This window comes from Candidatus Pristimantibacillus lignocellulolyticus (assembly GCA_023639215.1).
GTDB lineage: Bacteria > Bacillota > Bacilli > Paenibacillales > Paenibacillaceae > Pristimantibacillus > Pristimantibacillus lignocellulolyticus.
On record CP097899.1, the window covers coordinates 1,159,555 to 1,177,712 of the forward strand.

An 18,158-nucleotide genomic window follows, 5' to 3' on the forward strand; every position below is an offset into this window, starting at 1 on the left:
TACTGAATAATACTATTATTTACTTGATAATACTCGGTTTTTTCCGTTTTATTATCCTAACTTTTATAAAACTTATATGTTTTCTATAATCTGATTAATATAAGTAAATACATGAAATTCTCATTAAATTTTTACTTATTTGAATTATGCCTACATATAATGTTATATAATATTACATAAATTAATTGACACATCTAAACGTTATTACATTAGTTAAGCACTGCAACACAAAATAAAAAAAGGATGAGCATCTTCGCTCATCCTTAACATTCAACTATTTTATTAGTCCTCATGATACTTAAGTTCATGTATATGAGTTAGTGCTCCTACAAAAACCAACTTATCCGGCTTATAGTTATATAATTCAATCCTATTAAACTTAGAAAAAATGTTGTTCTACATTACCATTGTTTCGGAGCTAATTCAATCGCTGAACGGATAGCAGCAAGCATACTCTTATCTTCAGCAATATTTTTGCCTGCAATGTCAAAAGCTGTTCCATGATCAACAGATGTCCTAATTACGCCACCTTTAAGACCGACTGTAATATTAACACCTTCTTCGATTCCCATCACCTTCACAGGAGCATGTCCTTGGTCGTGGTAACAAGCAACGACAATATCAAAGTCGCCTCTACCCGCTCTGAAAAACAGTGTATCTGCTGGTAGTGGACCAACTACATTAATACCCTCTGCTTGTGCACGTTCAATACCCGGCATTAATTTCTGTTCTTCCTCACCATACCCAAATAGACCATTTTCACCCGCATGAGGGTTAATTCCACACACAGCAACTCGAGGATTATCAAACCCTGCTTTTTTCAGCGTATCATAAGCAAGTTTTACGACAGTATACGTTCTTTCTGGATCAATACTAGCAATAGCATCAATAAGTCCCATATGAGTTGTTAAATGAATAACTCGTAAATTAGGTGTTGTTAACATCATAGAGAAATCTTCAGTATCTGTTAAATGAGCTAAAATTTCAGTATGCCCTGGATACATATGTCCACCTAAGTGTAATGCTTCTTTGTTTAAAGGAGCGGTACAAATAGAATGAATTTGATGATCTTTAGCCAATTCAATCGCTCTGGCTAGAAACTGAAATGCTGCGTCTCCCGCAATGGCAGAAACTTCGCCAAATGGCAGGTCAGCAGGTACTAAATTCAAATCAATCACATCAATTACACCATGTTCATAGCTCGCTTCTGATGGAGATTGAACAGTACGTATCGACAAAGACGAATGAACGATTGGTATAACTCGTTCTAGTATTTTGGCATCTCCAATTACTAGAGGTCTACATTTATCATACATTTCCTGATGTGCTAATGCTTTTACGATAATTTCAGGTCCGATACCAGCGGCATCGCCCATTGTAATTCCAACAATTGGTCTCATTATAATTGCCCACCTTTTAATTTAGTTATAGCATTAATAAATACTTCGGGTCTGCCAAATCCACCCGCTTTAGTAATAACGTGTAGATTGTCGATTCCAATAAATTTAGAGATTGGCACGCCAATTTCTAATTCATCCAACAATTCAAAACCTTTAATATTCCAGCGTAAGCAAATTTGCTTGGCGGTATCTCCACCTGTCATAGATACACCTTTGAAATAACCTTTTTCCAGTAGCTTCGCACATACCTCACCAATAGCTTTAACTATTTCATTACTAATTTCCGTGTGGCTTAATCCTCTTACCTCTCCCGTGCTCCATGCTTGTTCAATATCTTGTTGTTCGGCAGTAGAATAAATAACAATGTCTTTACCCTCTAAAGCCATAGATTCAGCTTCCTTATAAACATTATTTATTTCTTCATTTCTAATCGATTGATCAGAAACTGCCATATAAGAGTGAAAAGCGATTGCATGGACGTTTGCTTGATCTAAAAGCACTTTTAGCTGAGCTCTGGAATTTTTATTCACACTACCGATCACTGTAAGAATAGGACCTTTATTAGCAGCCAGCGTCAGCTCTGTTTTCTTTTCAGGTAATTCATAATAAGCAGGCAAATAATTAGCAATTCCAGCAGAACCTACCCATGAGAATTTATAATCCATATCCTTCACTACATTCAATATTTGTTCAAGATGAATCTCTTCAGTAGAATCGATGATGATATAAGGAGTATTGTTATGCTTAAATTGCTTCAATTGCTGAGCAATATGTTGTTTCCCTTGAGACAAATCATTAAGCGTAATACACGCTATGTCTTTGTCTGTTTGTTCCTTAAGAAGATCAGGCAAATATGAAATTAGAACTGGTGTCTTTGGATCCTTTGCAATTTCTGTCTCAGCTAATGGAATCCCATTTAAATAATGCGTTGATTGTATAATAGTACGGTTATTTTTAGGATATCCAGGAGCGATCATTATAAAATCCGGTTTCACCGTATCATATAGAGCATCGATTTCTGCTCCTATATTTCCACGCATAGTGGAATCTATTTTTTTGAAAATATTAGTAAACCCAGCATTAAGCAAAAAATTAGCTGCGGATTGAACTCTGTTGTAGGACTCTTCTCTGCTTACTGATCGGCTATCTGTATCAAACACAACAGCCTCATATCTACTAATATTGTGTTCATCCATATCGAAAAGAACGGATGTCTTCAAGCCATGACGTGCTAATTGAACCCCGCTATCGTTCGCTCCAGTTAAATCATCTGCAATAATTGCTAATTTCATGAGAATCTCCTTCCATAACTACGAAAAAATAACAAAGCTATATTAAAATGGCGAAAAGAAGAGAGTAATTACTCTCTTCAGGCTTTCGATTCGTTATATTTTGCAACGCCACCTGATTTCTCTAGCCGTTTCGCCAAGAAGCCAATAAATATAGGAAGCAGTATGGCCGTTGTCACTACACTCGCTGCAATTTGAACAGTTGCTATTTCAGCTATTGGTGCAAAAGAAGCATTCGCAGCTACAATCGCAGCTGGTGTACCAACGGCATTACCTGCAGTTGAACCTTCTGAAGCCCCAACAATTGGATTCCATCCAATTTTCTTAAATAATAGATAACCAATACCACCTGTAAATAGAACCGTAAGGACACCCAGTAATATTCCGCTTAATCCACCTTTAACAATGGAACTAAAGTTGATACCCATACCTAGTGCAAAAGCGAAAAATGGAACAAGCTTATCGCTACCGTTAGATAACCACTTACCCATATCATGATCGAGGTTACCAATAATAATACCAACAGCTAGCGGAAGTAGTACCGCCACAAAAGAAATTGGAGAGAACATCCCTTCAGCAAAGCCCATTGCTCCGAACACTGAAAGTGCTACCATCGTTAGAAATGGTCCATCACTCAATGCCAAAAATGGATAGGCTGCTTTGTCATCTTCTTTACCATATTGTCCTGCTAATGCGATGTACAGTCCACCATTGGAATTCGTCATCGCAGCAATAATTGCAAGTGGTGCTAATCCTAGAAATAAACCATTGGAACCTGCGAACATTATGGCAATTAAACCGAATGCTGCACCAATCACCCACTTAAATACTAACAGCGTAACACCTTTACCAACAGCTGAGCCTGCTGTTTTGAAATTAATTTGCGTTCCAGCAATCAATAGAAATAATGCGATAAGCGCACTACCACTATTTACAAATAGCGCTTCAGTGAAACCACCAATTCTTAATGCATTAGGCGCTATTGTATTAATACATGCCCCTAATAACAATGGCACAACCATCATTCCACCAGGAATACGATCTAATGTCGCTTTAATTTTCATATAACAAACTCCTTTAATAAAAATAATGTAATCAAAATGACTAGCGCTTACAAAACCTATACTAAAACAAAGTGTTTATAAAAGCAACACATTTATTTAACCAAATTTATCTTTTTCTAAATATGTTTAATAATGCAACAGTTTATTGCAAAGAAAAAGCGTAAACCTAAAGACATTAGTCTTTAAGCTTACGCCATAACGTAGCTCTATTAATTCCTAGACGTTCAGCAGCTTTAGATTGATTATTATTATTCTCCTTCAGCACCATTTTTATTACTTCTTTTTCAATTTCCTTTAACGTGCCTTGCAAAGGGATATTCCCTGTTAATTTTTGGTGTTCAAGTAAAACGGCATCTAGCGTTTCCATCGATATGACATAATCTTTTTCATTCAATGCGGCTAGCTTCATTAATGCTCGCAAATCACTAACTTCCATAAAGCGAGCTTGATCTTCAATCAACTTCAATGCATCTTCTTTGATTTTTATAGCCGTTGTGCCATACTTATGATAATAATCCATAAGAAAATATTGAATTAGAATGGGTATATCTTCTATGCGTTCCGCTAAGGAAGGAACAATAATCGTATTGAGTTTTAAGCGATGTACAACTTCTTGTTCTAATAATTGTTCGGTAACAACAAACACCCCAATTTGTAAGGACTGACAATTCTCTATAAATGCCTGTAAATTTGGAATCAACGCCCAATTTTCAGCATGCAAGATTTCAACATTACTTACCTTTATTAGTGATATTTTACTTAAATGATCAGGATTTACCTGAGCCAAATCTATACTAAGTAATGTCCCTCCACCACTAAGCTGCTGATGAATATAACGAACAATAAAAGATCGTCCACTACCGAAATCACCCTTCAAATGAATAACCTTATTACGTTCGTATAGAGCCTCAAGATTTTTCAAAGTAACCTTCATCGCATGAGAGTTGGCTGCAATTTGTTCCAGATTGATTTCTGTATATGCTGTAATGCCTCGTTGAGAATTTAAGCTTATCTCTTCTTTTTCTAAAACATATACTTTGAACTTATTGCTTTCAATTGTCATTTCATAGGCAGTAACTAATAATTGAAAATCATTTATTACAAACTGATTTTTAACCTCTGTCTTATGAAATTCTAAATTTGCATTAACGAGATGGATCTGATCATGAGATAATGGATTTTTATTAAAATGCTTTAATTGCTCAAAAACAATTTTGTTTTTCTCATCTAATATCATAATATTGGGATGTTCTTTCATAAACAATTGACTAAACAGATGGGAAATCGTATCATTTTTCGTTAAATAACGATGGACTAGCTGTGCTTCCTCAAATGCTTTTACAATAGATTCTTTTCCTGATTGAATTAGAAATCCATTCAAACCAAATACATTGGCGGTATCAAACGTCACGACATCCCCTACAATGCGTTCATAGCCTAACGATTTAAGCTGTAGTATAAGAGAAGCAACCTCATCCTTGCTATTAATGTTGTACACCTTCAAGGGCAAATCCATTAAATCAATAATGGCTTGCGCACCCGATGTAATATTAGAGAAACCAACAATAGCTGTCTTTTCATTCGATTGGCTAGCTAGCGTAAGAGAACGAATCATATCATAGCCAGAAAGCTGAACATCAATAACAGGCACTTTAACTGCCTTCTTGATTAACTGTGCTGTTCCACCCCTACTAATGATGATTTCTGTACCGTTCTGTTCTGCTTCAATTGCAAGCTCTACACCTTTAGCTAAATCCCCTACTGAATACTGTATTTCTAATTTAGGGAACAAAGGGGTACATTCCTGTATAATTGGAATCATTGCTTCATAAGGGGCAATGACATGTATTTGTATACTCATAGTTTCCCTGCCTTTAACAGTAAATAAATTAAACTTTAAACTACATATTTATTAATAATATTACTTAGTCCATTATAACCCAATAAAAATAATAATCACATCATTAACTAAACAAGCCCTCGTGATACCTGAATACATTCGCACCCACATTTTAAGTAAAAAGAAGAAGTTTCCCTGTCGGAAACTTCTTCTTTTACTTTTATGATTCAACCACACTACCTGCTGGCACAGATAATATAAGATTAGAAAATACTCGATCCGTTACTAGACCACTAACTTCATGCTCGATATTGTTAACAAAGACGTATAGCACATCGCCAACTTGCTTTGTTTGCATTAACTGCTGGTCGCGCAATGTCACAGCATCTCTCGCTTCATAAGTTATAGAACCAGTTAAAAGAACCTCAGATAATCCTTCATGTTCAGATATTGTGACAGGCACAGTACCTTTTACGATTATTTTAGACGGCTGATCTTGAGCAATAGCTACCTTCTCATCTACGAATAACGAACGCTCTTTCATATTAAAAGCTTGATTCAATTCATCTGTAATTCCTGTGTAGAATAGTACCGACATAATTAATGCCCCTACACTAATTATTGAAACAAACCATAGACTAAGCCAATCAAATTTTACCTTATATTTGGCCGATAACCCAAATGTATTAACACACAATAGCTCGATACCTAGTAATATGAACACAATTGGCGCTAGCCATAGTAAAAGCTCATACGCAGATATATCCTGCCATAGCGATACTGCAAACGCAGCTCCGATACCAATAAGCGTTATTCCCATGGAGTAGGAGCCTACTCGCCATACACGCTTCTGCTCTACTTCATGATGGTAGACTTCAGCTTCTGGTTCTTTAATCGTTATAGCTTCCATTACTTATTACCTCCCTTTTTTTGTACATTCTGTTTACTTGATGTTCCGAATAGTAACTTCATACCCAGAACGATCATAACAAAGGAGATAACAACGGTAGGTAACATATACTTCAATTCATAATATTCCCTCATCCAATTAGGGAACTTTATTTCAATTAATCTCAATGCAATTTTATCAAATAAATAATAGATTCCCACTACAAGTAAACCAATTCCAATCCAACGTTGGTACGGAATGAACATCGCTACAAAAGGTTCATCCTTCAATTCATCCTTTTCCCATCTACGCAGTTGGGACATAATATCAAAGAATGCATAACACCATAATAACGGCAATAGGAACAAGAATATGGTCAGACGCAATTGATCCATAATAAAAATACTTATTAGAAAAATTCCCATCAGTTGTAAACCACGCTGTTGAAGCCCAAGATACAAATGACCTGCACCCGGGAAGATAGATAGAGCAATCGCTGTAACACGATTTTTACGACCATCTGCCATATAACTTTCCATATTAGAAAATAAGGATTGATCGTTTATTTCCTCACCTTTTTGACGAGAAGCTAACAATGCTAACGCATCGAACATACCATAAATCCATATAATCGGTAGTGCTAACCAAAGCACAAAGATCGAAGGTGTTCCAAGAATTAGACCGATAAATAACGTTATACCAAATACGCCAACAAACAATATCATCAATGTAATACCCCGCGTAAGAAGACCCATATACATATGACCAAGGCCAGGGATCATAGATAACATCATTAATTTTGACTTCTCACTTTGTTCCTTAACTTCAAGTGGATCGTATACATAGTGTAGTTTGCCATACTCATCACGCTCCATCGTTGCCGATGTCGGATGAAACGCACGGTTCTTCCCACCAGCAATCGTAATAAGCATATCAAGCATATTAACTAAACCCATCAAACCTGCAAACATTAGCAAAAAAACAACAAATGCATCATCCGCATATCCACCACTTACCATTATAAAAAACAACAATGCTAGTGGTCCAAAAAATCCTCCAGCGTAAACAATAAACCGGAAAACTCTACCGATATATAAATGACCGAATCCCGGTAACAGCGATAGTAAAAATGCTACAAGCGGACTTTTATTTTCTGCTCTCATCTTTTTCAACTCCTTAAAATTTTTCACATCTTACTCCATTGCTTCCAGTAATGAAAAATCACCTCGAAAGCATTGGCTTTTTTATGACTTACAGATTAGCTTCATGTACATAAAAATATTTCGGAAGCATCTGTTTATTTTTCAAAGCGGCTATCTTGTACAGCTTCAATCCATCGCGACGCTTTATCAAGCCATTTCTCTGATCGCGTTTCGGCAGAGGATTCCGGAGCTGGTAGTTGCTCGATATTCTGTGATTGTACCGTCCGATCTAGCTTAACAAGTGTATGAGAAACGGTACTCATTAATCCTGATGTAACTAGCAATAGCGTAATCGATGCTGCAATACCATACTGTACGACAGGTCGCTGAATCCAACGTGGCTTTGTAACTACAGCTTGTTGACGAATCGTATCCATCACTTGATTACTAACTACTTCTGGATCAAGCGTTGAATCCGTTGGAAGCTGATCCAATAATAATACAAATCGCTCCATACATTGTTCGCACAATTGAATTTCCAACTCAACTCGCTCTCGCAGTTGTTCACTTCCCTCATTGCGTATGTACGCAATCATTTCTTGCTCACTAATATGCATAAGTTGATCTTTCATTCAAAATCCTCCTTTCGCCAATTTCGCTTCATCCATAGTCTAGCTCGATATAGTCGTGATTCCACTGATTTCTTCTCAAGACCAGTTTCCTTAGAAATCTGTTCATAACTTTTTTCATCCATATAGAATGCATGTATGATTTCTTGGTACTGTTCAGGAAGCTCATTAATTTCTTGATGGATCATAGCCTTTCGTTCCTCGGCAACAAAAGTATCTTCTATAGAGGGTTCATAACTCTTGTTATTCAATGATTCATATTGTTGATCAGTATCTTCTACAATATCTTCCCGTTGTCTACCAATCTTTCTTCTTGCATCAATCGCTCGATTTACTGTAATGCGGGTTATCCAAGTTTTCAAACCTTGATTGCGATACTCAGGGAGAGCCCGATAGATTTGAACGAATACTTCTTGCGTTACATCCTCAGCGTCCTGATGATGGTGTAGTACAGCGAATGCTGTCCGATACACATGCTCATGATAGACCTGTACAAACTCTTTATATCTACTTGTACCGCCTGCCCGAATACTGTTCAACCATTCCTGCTCATTAATCTGCTCCCCCTCCTCTCCATACAATAGACGAACGTTATCACTCGAACCCCTGCACATTTTTAAAAATAGACAAAAAAATCTCCTAGCATCGAGTTTAACCTAAAGTTAAACCAACATACTAGGAGATTTTCAGTCCATATTCAAACAGCTCACGAAGTTAGCAAGTTAATGCTACCACGAAGCTATGTTCAAAAAGATCGCAAAGCGAGCAACTTCCAAACACCTCGAAGTCCAACATTCAAAGAGATCGCGAAGCGAGCGACTTTGAAGCACCACGAAGTCCAACATTCAAAGAGATCGCAGAGCGAGCGACTTTGAAGCACCACGAAGAATAGCCCACACATCCCAGCATCGAAGCGAAGCTCGCTTGTCAGCACCAAGAAGATGGCATGAAGCTAGGAAAGCCGAGAAACGGAGCGTACGTTATTGGTACGTGAGTATCACAGGCTTCCGATGAATGACAGCTTCGCCGTCGACTAAGCTACGTCAGCCTAATCTTCGTGATCACTAGCGAGCGCTTGTTTTAGTTCCTCTGGAGAATGCTCCCACCACTCCGCATTATGCTCCATTAGCAATTTGCGCAGTGCTGCTTTTTCAACTGGGCCTATATTATCAAGGATGTAGCGACTTTTAATTGCAGAATCAAGACGATTAACATGGTCAGCGAGAATTTTCCAGCCACGCTTAGCTTCTGTATCAACTAACATTTCGCAAGAAGTTGCGCCTGCATAATACGCTCCTTGTTCATCTCGACCTACTGCAACCCAGACAATCCAACATGGACGACCATTAGGCGTATCTTCTTTATTAGGCGTAAATTTTATGCCGCGTTCAATTTTACTTTTCGCATGCATTGCACCTACGTCAATAAAAGCTACTCCTTGGTCAATCATTACACAAGCAACATCGCTTAAATCGATAGAACCTGCGCCAAAACCTTTATGCTTTTTATTACTCACAACGTTAAGAGCCAATTGTTTTTTCTCTTTTTTCTCTGGTTGTGCTGATTGATTCAACTCATCTGTCACTTTTATCACACCTTCCCGTACAATAATTCTATTTTAGCTAATATTATTGGAAAAGCCAACATATACATGCTGTAGATGCTTGTCAACGGGAGGGAATCGATAGATGTCTTCAAAACCATTTAAGTTAATTATTGTTGGTTTACTCATTGTTGTATTCTTAATTGCCACTTGGCCTTATCAATTTCAACATGCATGGCAATCGAGTTACACTTATGCACTTGAACCAATCCAATCAATCCAGAACATTCAGTCTACCATGTTTCAACCAGCCCTCAATGAGGCCAAGCCCTCAAACGGTACACTTAATTATGAAAACACCGCACCAAGTATACCGGCAGTAAAACTAAGTGAGCGTGTCGTCGATTACAACATTCAAGTTAGTCTTCGTGAGGAAGAACATATGTTAGACGGTGAGGAATTAATTACTTGGACCAATCCAGGAAAAGAAACCGTCACAGATATGTATGTTCATCTATATGCTAATGCATTCAATTCACCAGACAGTACATTTATGAAAGAATCTGGTGGACAACTTAGAGGAGATAAAGCAACGGACAAAAGTGAAGGTTCAATACGATTACTTAATCTCGAAACACTCGAAGGTGAAAATATGTTGCCACGAGTGAAATACATTTCCCCTGATGATCAGAACAACAACGACTATACTGTTGCTACATTCCGTCTAATCGATCCAGTAGCACCAGGAGAATCCGTAACTCTTCGAATTAAATTTGAAGTTACACTACCGCAAGTATTTGCAAGAATGGGTTATTACGAAGACTTTGTGATGGCTGGTCAATGGTTCCCCAAAATTGCTGCTTATGAAACTGTCGGCACTCGCAACGTCATGAAAGAAGGATGGAATATTCATCAGTATCACGGTAATTCAGAATTTTACAGTGACTTTGCCGTATACAGTGTCAAAGTATATGCTCCCGAAAATTACACCGTTGCAGGTACAGGTATGCAAACAAAAGTTGCAAATATTGGACAAGGTCGTAAAATGGTTCAATTTTATGCAGAAGATGTACACGACTTTGCCTTTGCGATGTCACCTAATTTCATTACACATGAATCATCCTTTTCTCATGAAGGAGTACCTGGTGTCAAAATTAAGCTTTACCTAGACCCTGCACATGAGCAATTGGCAGAACGCTATATACACGCAGCCAAGTCAGCACTAGCATATCTCGGTAAAAACTATGGTGCTTATCCTTATAGCACACTGTCTATTGTCGTACCACCCGCAGGTGCAAGTGGTGCTGGAGGTATGGAGTATCCCACATTTGTTACAACTTTAGCTGCTGATTCGACTAATCCTAAGTATGAACTTGAACGAACGGTCATTCATGAAGTTAGTCATCAATATTGGTATGGAATGGTTGCTAACAATGAATTCGAGGAAGCTTGGTTAGATGAAGCATTTACTTCTTATACTGAAGAGAAAATTATTGAGAATGCTTATGGCGTTACGAGTAATCATCGGATTGAAGCGAGTTTTATGACTAACCCTGCACCACTACAATTAAATTCATGGTTATATAAAGATCATAATCATTATGCTGAAAATGTGTACTTGCGTGGCAAGCTAGTATTACTTGATATTGAAGATATTGTTGGAAGAGTTACGATGAGCAAAATTATGCGTTCTTATTTCCAAACTTATAAATTCAAGCATCCTACCACGCAACAATTCCAACGCATCGTCGAGAACATTACGAAACAATCATGGCAATCTTACTTTGATAAATTCGTATATGGTAACGAGAGTGCAGACCTAGCCATTCAAAATATTAAAAGTCGAGTATTCGAAGAACAAGAAAAAACTATCTATGAATATACGATATTGCTAGATCAAAACAGTGGTATGCCGCGCAGTATTCCAATTGATCTCGTTTTCGAGGACGGATCTACTGTAAGAAAACAATGGGATCTAAGTGACGAAGCGAAGTTACACTTTGTAGAGCGATCTGAAGTACCTATTAGCTGGATCAAAATTGATCCAGAGCAAAACAATAAACTTGATTATCATCTAAATAATAACTTTATGCGAGCGGAATTACCGAATGCCGAAGTAAAACGAGTCAATATCGTAACTGAGTCTATTATTGATTATGCACTACGCTTATTCAGCTGGTAGCGGACTTTGATAACGATGAGTATGCTAACGCAGCGTATATCCCATCGAATATGAAGCTAATTTGGGAGTCAAGCGTAAGCTTGCGATGTATGTTTCTTGCAGAAACATTGTAGGTACGCATGTACCAACTACGTACACTTACGTTTCATACTTCCGTAAATTAACTCCATCTTCTCGGTTCTGAAATCCGCTTTTGAACTTTCAAAATAAGTTTTAGGAGGAAAGTTGCTATGACACAATTTTTACGCCAAGGTTGGCGTATGGCAAAAGGGCATACAAAAATCATTATCGCTTTGTTCTTGTATCAAGCGATTTGGGGTTTTATACTTTACAAAATGATAGACAACATTATTACCCCTCTGCTCAAGCGATACCCCGAGCTTACTGGAAGTGCAGATACTGTCGCATTATTCTGGATTGAAAATCAATTTCAAATTTTGAAAACAGATGTATGGATGCCCTATCTATATACGTTCCTGATACTACTCTTTATTCGCATGATCTTTACACCGTTTCTACAAGCGGGGCTATTCTACTCTATCCATCATCGTTCTGAAATTGGCAAAGGGACATATTTCCGTAAAGGAATTGCCGCTAAGTGGAAACAAGTGACGTTATTGTACTGGATCAAAAATATTCTCATCTTTATTCCGTTGATCTGGATTGTAAAACCAGTCTTCACCACAATACTTTCGAATAAATCAATTAATGCGATATTCAGCTTATTAGATTGGACATTATTTGTATATATTGCTTGGGCACTTATTGTTCAGCTGTTATTCTATCTGTTACAGCTTGGTACTTCATGGGAGATGAGCATAACAACTGTGTTACGTCAAACGCTCGTTCATCTCCTTCCTTTCATCTTAGTATCAATAGTTATTTCACTCATCTATTCATTCTTCAGTGTCAGTATTCACGCATTATCTATCATTTGGGTTAGCTTTCTTAGCTTCTTACTTTATCAAATCTTGCCACTCATTCGTACGTTATTCAAAGTATGGATGGTATCTGCACAATATGAAAGTATACGTGAACATAAAATTTAAATAAACTAAGCGCGTAGAGACCTTTGAAGGAATCTACGCGCTTAGTTTTGATTGTATCTCTACATGACATATTGGTCAATAACGTTGTGTACTAACTAAAAAACATTAACCTATTAAGAATGTTGAGGAATAAACTTAGAAATGTCTACGTTCAAACCTTCAGACAACTTTTGTCCAAGTGTAGCATCTGCACGGTAGAAGTTACACACCGCACGTAGCTGGATATCTTCATTCACTTGAGATAGATCGCCAATTAAGTTAGCAAGTAAGTTAGCTTGTTCCTCAGCCGACCAAGAACGGTATGTCTCACCAGCTTGGGTAAAGTTATCTTGCTTATCAATCTTCTGGCGACCAGCTACACCATGAATAGGTGAATAGGAATCTTTGAACTCCTCTGACGCTTCTTGCAGCTCATCAGAACCGCTATTCGGCTCATAGTTATATGTTGATGGATTAGCAGTCATCGTCATTGCACCATCACGTTGCTGATTACGAACTGCAGCATAAGGACAGTTTACTGGAATATGAGTGTAATTAGCACCAAGACGGTAACGTTGTGCATCAGGATATGAGAATAGACGTCCTTGTAACAATTTATCCTCAGACGGCTCAATACCAGGAACTAGTACACTTGGAGCAAAGGCAACTTGTTCTACTTCTGCAAAGTAATTCGTAGCGTTACGGTTGAGTGTCATTGTTCCGATCGTTTGAAACGGATACATATCTTCAGGCCATACTTTAGTTGGATCTAATGGATCGAAGCTATAACGATCAATATGCTCATAAGGCATTAATTGAACTTGTAATTCCCATTCCGGGAAGTTTCCTTTATCGATATTATCAAACAAATCACGCGTTGCATGGTTGAAATCTTTACCTTGTTGATCTGCTGACTCAGCAGCTGTAAAGTTACGAGCCCCTTGCTTCGATAACCACTTATATTTGATATAAGTGATTTTACCTTCCGCATTAATCCATTTGAAAGCATGAACACTAAAACCATTCATTTCACGATAGTTAGCCGGAGTACCATGATCTGATAACAACCAAGTCATCATATGTGTAGATTCAGGAGTTAACGTCATGAAATCCCAATACCGTGATGGATGTTGTATATTTGTAACTGGATCTGGTTTAAGTGAATGAACCATATCCGGGAATTTGATTGCGTCACGAATAAAGAATACTGGAATATGGTTACCTACAAGGTCGTAGTTACCTTCCTCTGTATAGAACTTCGTCGAGAAACCACGCGGATCACGTGCAGTTTCAGGAGAACCTTGACCATGAATAACTGTTGAGAAGCGAACAAAAACTGGTGTCTCTTTACCTTCGGTTTGCAAGAAATTAGCTTTCGTAAATTCGCTCATATTTTTAGATGTAACAAATACGCCATGTGCACCTGCACCGCGGGCATGAACAACACGCTCTGGAATACGTTCACGATCAAAATGTGCTAGTTTTTCGATAAGATGATAATCTTCCATTAATACAGGTCCACGTTGCCCTGCTGTACGTGATGATTGATTGTCTGCGACAGGTCCGCCTTGATTCGTTGTTAATCTTGTCATTTGTTCATACACTCCTTATTTAGTATTTAGACTTAATCTAAATCTTAGTATATTTACTATAGCGGAGTGTGGGTTACTATGTCATGAACTTCTGATGAAGAAACAATGAATTGACAATGAATAACTTATCTAAGAATTGGACGTATCAATCACGATCAGCTAGACGGTAGCCAACTCCTCGAACGGTAGCGATATACTTGGGATCCACTGCGCTATCTTCAAGTTTTTTACGCAAGCTTTTAATATGAACATCAACAACATTACTGCCTGCATAAAACTGTAATCCCCAAATAACATCAAGTAGTACTTCTCTCGTCTGAACCGCGCCATCTGAAGTTAAGAAGTGTAATAACAGATCATATTCTGTCTTGGTCAGCTCTATACGTAGATTGTCCTTCGTGACGATCATTTTACGAGTATTCACTTTCAAATCTTTGAATACGATAAGATCTTCAAATTTTGAAAACTGTGATTGATTCTCAAGCAAGCGATTAATACGCTCAAGCGCTTGATCTACAGATGAAGGCCAGATCATAATTTCAGCGCCCGCTAATTCTAACTGTTCTTTTCGCTCATAAGTTTGTTCATCCATCAGAATAACTAATGAAATATGATAACTAGAAACGTTGCCCAGTAAACTATGACCTCTTTCTAGTACGTCTGTATAGGAAGCAGTAACTGCCGTTGGCAATGCATCGTAGATCACTAGTTCAGGTTTCACAGATGACAACATATCTTCATTAAATTCATGTAATGAAAACACATCGAAACATGCCGTTGATAGCGAAACAAATAATTGCTTTACTCGTTCTGGCAGGGGACTAATAATCATAACTCGTTTCGTTAACGTGCATAACAACTGATCTTCTGATCGCTCTATTGCTTGGTCGTGCACTGGCCGCACACCCCTTCCATAACGATATGAGGATGATGAATACTGTAATTCGTTTGTTCACATACTTTATCTAACCATTCTTGTGGAATATCTACTAATACTTCATCTACCTTACCGCATACTGTACAAACAATATGTTGATGCTCCTCAGTTCTCGCATCATATCGACTAACAGCTTCGCCTAATTTCAGTTCTCTAATAAGTTCAACATCCGTTAGATAACGTAAAGAGTTATACACAGTTCCATACGCAAAATTAAACCCTCTTTCACGCAATCGATGAATAATATCCGCTGCTGTTGGATGATCTTCAGAGTCTTTCACTACCTCCAAAATCGCTCTACGTTGCACTGTTAAATTAATTTTCTGAACCATGACTCAGCCGCCTTTGCTTAATATTAGATTTAGTATAAATCTAATATTAAGCACCGTCAATGTAACTATCTTCCCCTGCAATTACTACCATCATTAAACGGCTTATCATTTGCTCTATGCACAAACAAAAAAAAGCAATCTAGACATTTGAATGTCAAAGATTGCTTTCGTTATAAGTGGGTGTTGCTTACTATTCGCCGCCGACTAAACTACGTTAGCACAATCATCGTGATCACGAGCGGATGTTTTGAACTTCCTATACAATGAAGGTTCAAAAAGCGGGCTTTCAGAACCGAGAAAATGGAGCGCTACTTGAGGAAGGAGGAAACGCAAGTGTACGTTATTGGTACACGCGTACCGGACTTCCCAAGTTCGCTTCATATTCGATGTCGAATAAACTACATAGCCGATCATCGTTATCAAAGTCTGCTTTTTGAACTTCCTATACAATGAAGGTTCAAAACATTCGCTTGTCAGCATCAAGAAGATGCACTCCAGCGAAAACGAGTAGCACAGCGTACGTTTTGTGTACGCGAGCACACAGAGGCTTTCGATGGGGGGGCATCTTCGACGCCGACTAATCTACAACGCGATACCGCGTGATCACGAGCGGATGTTTTGAACTTCCTCTATTACAATGAAGGTTCAAAACATTCGCTTGTCAGCACCAAGAAGATGCACTCCAGCGAAAACGAGTAGCACAGCGTACGTTTTGTGTACGCGAGCACACACAGGCTTTCGATGGGGGGCATCTTCGACGCCGACTAAGCTACGTTAGCATATTCCGCGTGATCACGAGCGGATGTTTTGAACTTCCTCTAAAGGATGGGGCTTAAAAGACGCGATATCGATTCCTTGATCCGTCTAACCCATGAACGCTTCGAATATTCCTCTATAGTAAGTACATGGCAATTTTCTATATCCTCATTGAATATTGTTTCAAGTCTTACTGCTACCTCTTGATTATAAATAAATGCATTCATCTCGAAGTTAAGCTTGAAGCTCCGAATATCCAAATTCGCTGTACCAACAGATGCTGATTTTCCATCTACGACAAGCGTTTTGGCATGGAGAAATCCGACGTCATACATATATACTTTAATACCGCATGACAAAAGATCTTCCAAGTACGATTGTGTAGCCCAATAAACAAAGAAGTGATCTGGCTTACTAGGCAACATAATTCGTACATCCATGCCTGAAAGTGCAGCAGTTCTTAATGCATTCAAAAGGCTACTATCTGGCACAAAGTAAGGGGTTTGTAGATACACCGATTTCCTAGCTGCGTAAATCATCTTTATGTATGAATTTTTAATCTCCTGATATTGTGAATCAGGCCCACTAGCAACAATTTGCATGCCGATGGGATTATTATTCTCTGCGATCAATATAGGGAAATAAGTTTCATTAAAACCAACTTTTAAGGATGATGCCATATTCCAATCAATCATAAATTGGGCTTGCATCTGTAAAACTGCATCTCCGCGAATACGTAAATGAGTATCACGCCACTTACCAAAGTGCTTATTAAGACCCAAGTACTCATCTCCGATATTGAAACCGCCAATATAACCAATCCCACCGTCAATAACAACTAATTTACGGTGATTACGAAAATTGATCTTAAAGTTAATATACGGTATACGAGAGGGAAAGAATGCTTCTTCCTTCCCTCCTGCAGCACGAAACTCCTTGAAAAATTTACGAGGAAGATTTGAACTACCAATATGATCATATAAGAAGCGAACCTCCACTCCTTCTTTCGCCTTAGCAGTTAATGCTTTCATAAGTCTACGACCAAGTGCATCATTTCTTACAATATAATAGACAAGATGAATATGATGCTTAGCTTCAGCAATATCAGCGATTAGAGCATCAAATTTCTCATTGCCATCCGTATAAATATTTACAGTGTTCTGTGTTGTAAATAGTGAAAGTCCTGTTGTAAGGTTCATCGATATCAAATCAGAATATTCGTCAATTTCAGGCCCAGCAAAATCAAGATCACCTCTTTGCAACTGACGGCGCTGTTCAATAACTAAGTCATTGATCATACTCGGATTAATACCAAGCAACTTTGCTAGTTTGCGCTTTTTGAATTTCTGACCTAATACAAGATAAAGAACGAATCCAAGAACAGGAATGAAAAACAGTACCATCATCCACGCCCATGTTGAGCTTACATTTCTACGTTCAAGAAATATTATTGCAATCGCAAGAAATATATTTAGTATTGTAATCGTAAAGTAGATGTTTTGAACAATATCCATTGCTTATCATCCCCTTTGAAT

The 18,158-nt window shown here is 38.0% G+C and carries 15 protein-coding genes; 2 read left to right on the forward strand and 13 right to left on the reverse strand.

Features of this window, described 5'->3' with window-relative positions:
- Positions 1-401: 401 nt before the first annotated feature.
- The 9 genes from pdxA to NAG76_04790 form a co-directional block, all read right to left on the reverse strand.
- Positions 402-1,400, reverse strand: a complete 999-nt coding sequence (gene pdxA / locus NAG76_04750) for a 4-hydroxythreonine-4-phosphate dehydrogenase PdxA (GenBank protein URN95557.1) — start codon at positions 1,398-1,400, stop codon at positions 402-404.
- Positions 1,400-2,692 carry a four-carbon acid sugar kinase family protein gene (locus NAG76_04755; protein URN95558.1) on the reverse strand — a complete coding sequence of 431 codons (1,293 nt, stop codon included), beginning with the start codon at positions 2,690-2,692 and terminating at the stop codon, positions 1,400-1,402. Before NAG76_04755 ends, pdxA begins: the two co-directional genes overlap by 1 nt.
- A gap of 77 nt (positions 2,693-2,769) precedes the next feature.
- The gene (locus NAG76_04760) at positions 2,770-3,753 is read right to left on the reverse strand and encodes a 2-keto-3-deoxygluconate permease (protein URN95559.1); all 984 of its coding nucleotides are present in this window, start codon (positions 3,751-3,753) and stop codon (positions 2,770-2,772) included.
- A gap of 175 nt (positions 3,754-3,928) precedes the next feature.
- Positions 3,929-5,614 (reverse strand): PrpR N-terminal domain-containing protein, encoded by a 1,686-nt coding sequence (locus tag NAG76_04765; protein ID URN95560.1) that lies wholly within the window; start codon positions 5,612-5,614, stop codon positions 3,929-3,931.
- Positions 5,615-5,813: 199 nt separating this feature from the next.
- Positions 5,814-6,503, reverse strand: a complete 690-nt coding sequence (locus tag NAG76_04770) for a hypothetical protein (GenBank protein URN95561.1) — start codon at positions 6,501-6,503, stop codon at positions 5,814-5,816.
- Positions 6,503-7,645, reverse strand: coding sequence for a hypothetical protein (locus NAG76_04775; protein ID URN95562.1), 1,143 nt, complete (start codon positions 7,643-7,645; stop codon positions 6,503-6,505). Before NAG76_04775 ends, NAG76_04770 begins: the two co-directional genes overlap by 1 nt.
- A 134-nt stretch (positions 7,646-7,779) precedes the next feature.
- A complete protein-coding gene (locus NAG76_04780; protein URN95563.1) occupies positions 7,780-8,256 on the reverse strand; it encodes a hypothetical protein in 477 nt (158 codons plus the stop codon).
- Complete coding sequence (locus NAG76_04785; GenBank protein URN95564.1) at positions 8,253-8,792, reverse strand: sigma-70 family RNA polymerase sigma factor; 540 nt, start codon at positions 8,790-8,792, stop codon at positions 8,253-8,255. Before NAG76_04785 ends, NAG76_04780 begins: the two co-directional genes overlap by 4 nt.
- Before the next feature lie 509 nt (positions 8,793-9,301).
- On the reverse strand, positions 9,302-9,838 hold the full coding sequence (locus NAG76_04790) for a YwhD family protein (protein ID URN95565.1): 537 nt from the start codon (positions 9,836-9,838) through the stop codon (positions 9,302-9,304).
- Between the two features lie 103 nt (positions 9,839-9,941).
- Between NAG76_04790 and NAG76_04795 the strand changes: the two genes are divergently transcribed.
- Positions 9,942-11,978 (forward strand): M1 family metallopeptidase, encoded by a 2,037-nt coding sequence (locus NAG76_04795; GenBank protein URN95566.1) that lies wholly within the window; start codon positions 9,942-9,944, stop codon positions 11,976-11,978.
- A gap of 230 nt (positions 11,979-12,208) precedes the next feature.
- A complete protein-coding gene (locus NAG76_04800; GenBank protein URN95567.1) occupies positions 12,209-13,027 on the forward strand; it encodes a hypothetical protein in 819 nt (272 codons plus the stop codon).
- A gap of 113 nt (positions 13,028-13,140) precedes the next feature.
- On the opposite strand, the gene NAG76_04805 is transcribed toward NAG76_04800, so the two are convergent.
- From NAG76_04805 to cls, 4 genes are all read right to left on the reverse strand, one after another.
- Positions 13,141-14,598, reverse strand: coding sequence for a catalase (locus NAG76_04805; GenBank protein ID URN95568.1), 1,458 nt, complete (start codon positions 14,596-14,598; stop codon positions 13,141-13,143).
- 145 nt (positions 14,599-14,743) lie between these two features.
- Positions 14,744-15,493 carry a response regulator transcription factor gene (locus tag NAG76_04810; protein URN95569.1) on the reverse strand — a complete coding sequence of 250 codons (750 nt, stop codon included), beginning with the start codon at positions 15,491-15,493 and terminating at the stop codon, positions 14,744-14,746.
- Positions 15,475-15,867, reverse strand: a complete 393-nt coding sequence (locus NAG76_04815) for a transcriptional repressor (protein URN95570.1) — start codon at positions 15,865-15,867, stop codon at positions 15,475-15,477. The genes NAG76_04810 and NAG76_04815 overlap by 19 nt, the downstream gene beginning before the upstream one ends.
- A gap of 818 nt (positions 15,868-16,685) precedes the next feature.
- On the reverse strand, positions 16,686-18,137 hold the full coding sequence (cls, locus tag NAG76_04820) for a cardiolipin synthase (GenBank protein URN95571.1): 1,452 nt from the start codon (positions 18,135-18,137) through the stop codon (positions 16,686-16,688).
- Positions 18,138-18,158 lie beyond the last annotated feature (21 nt).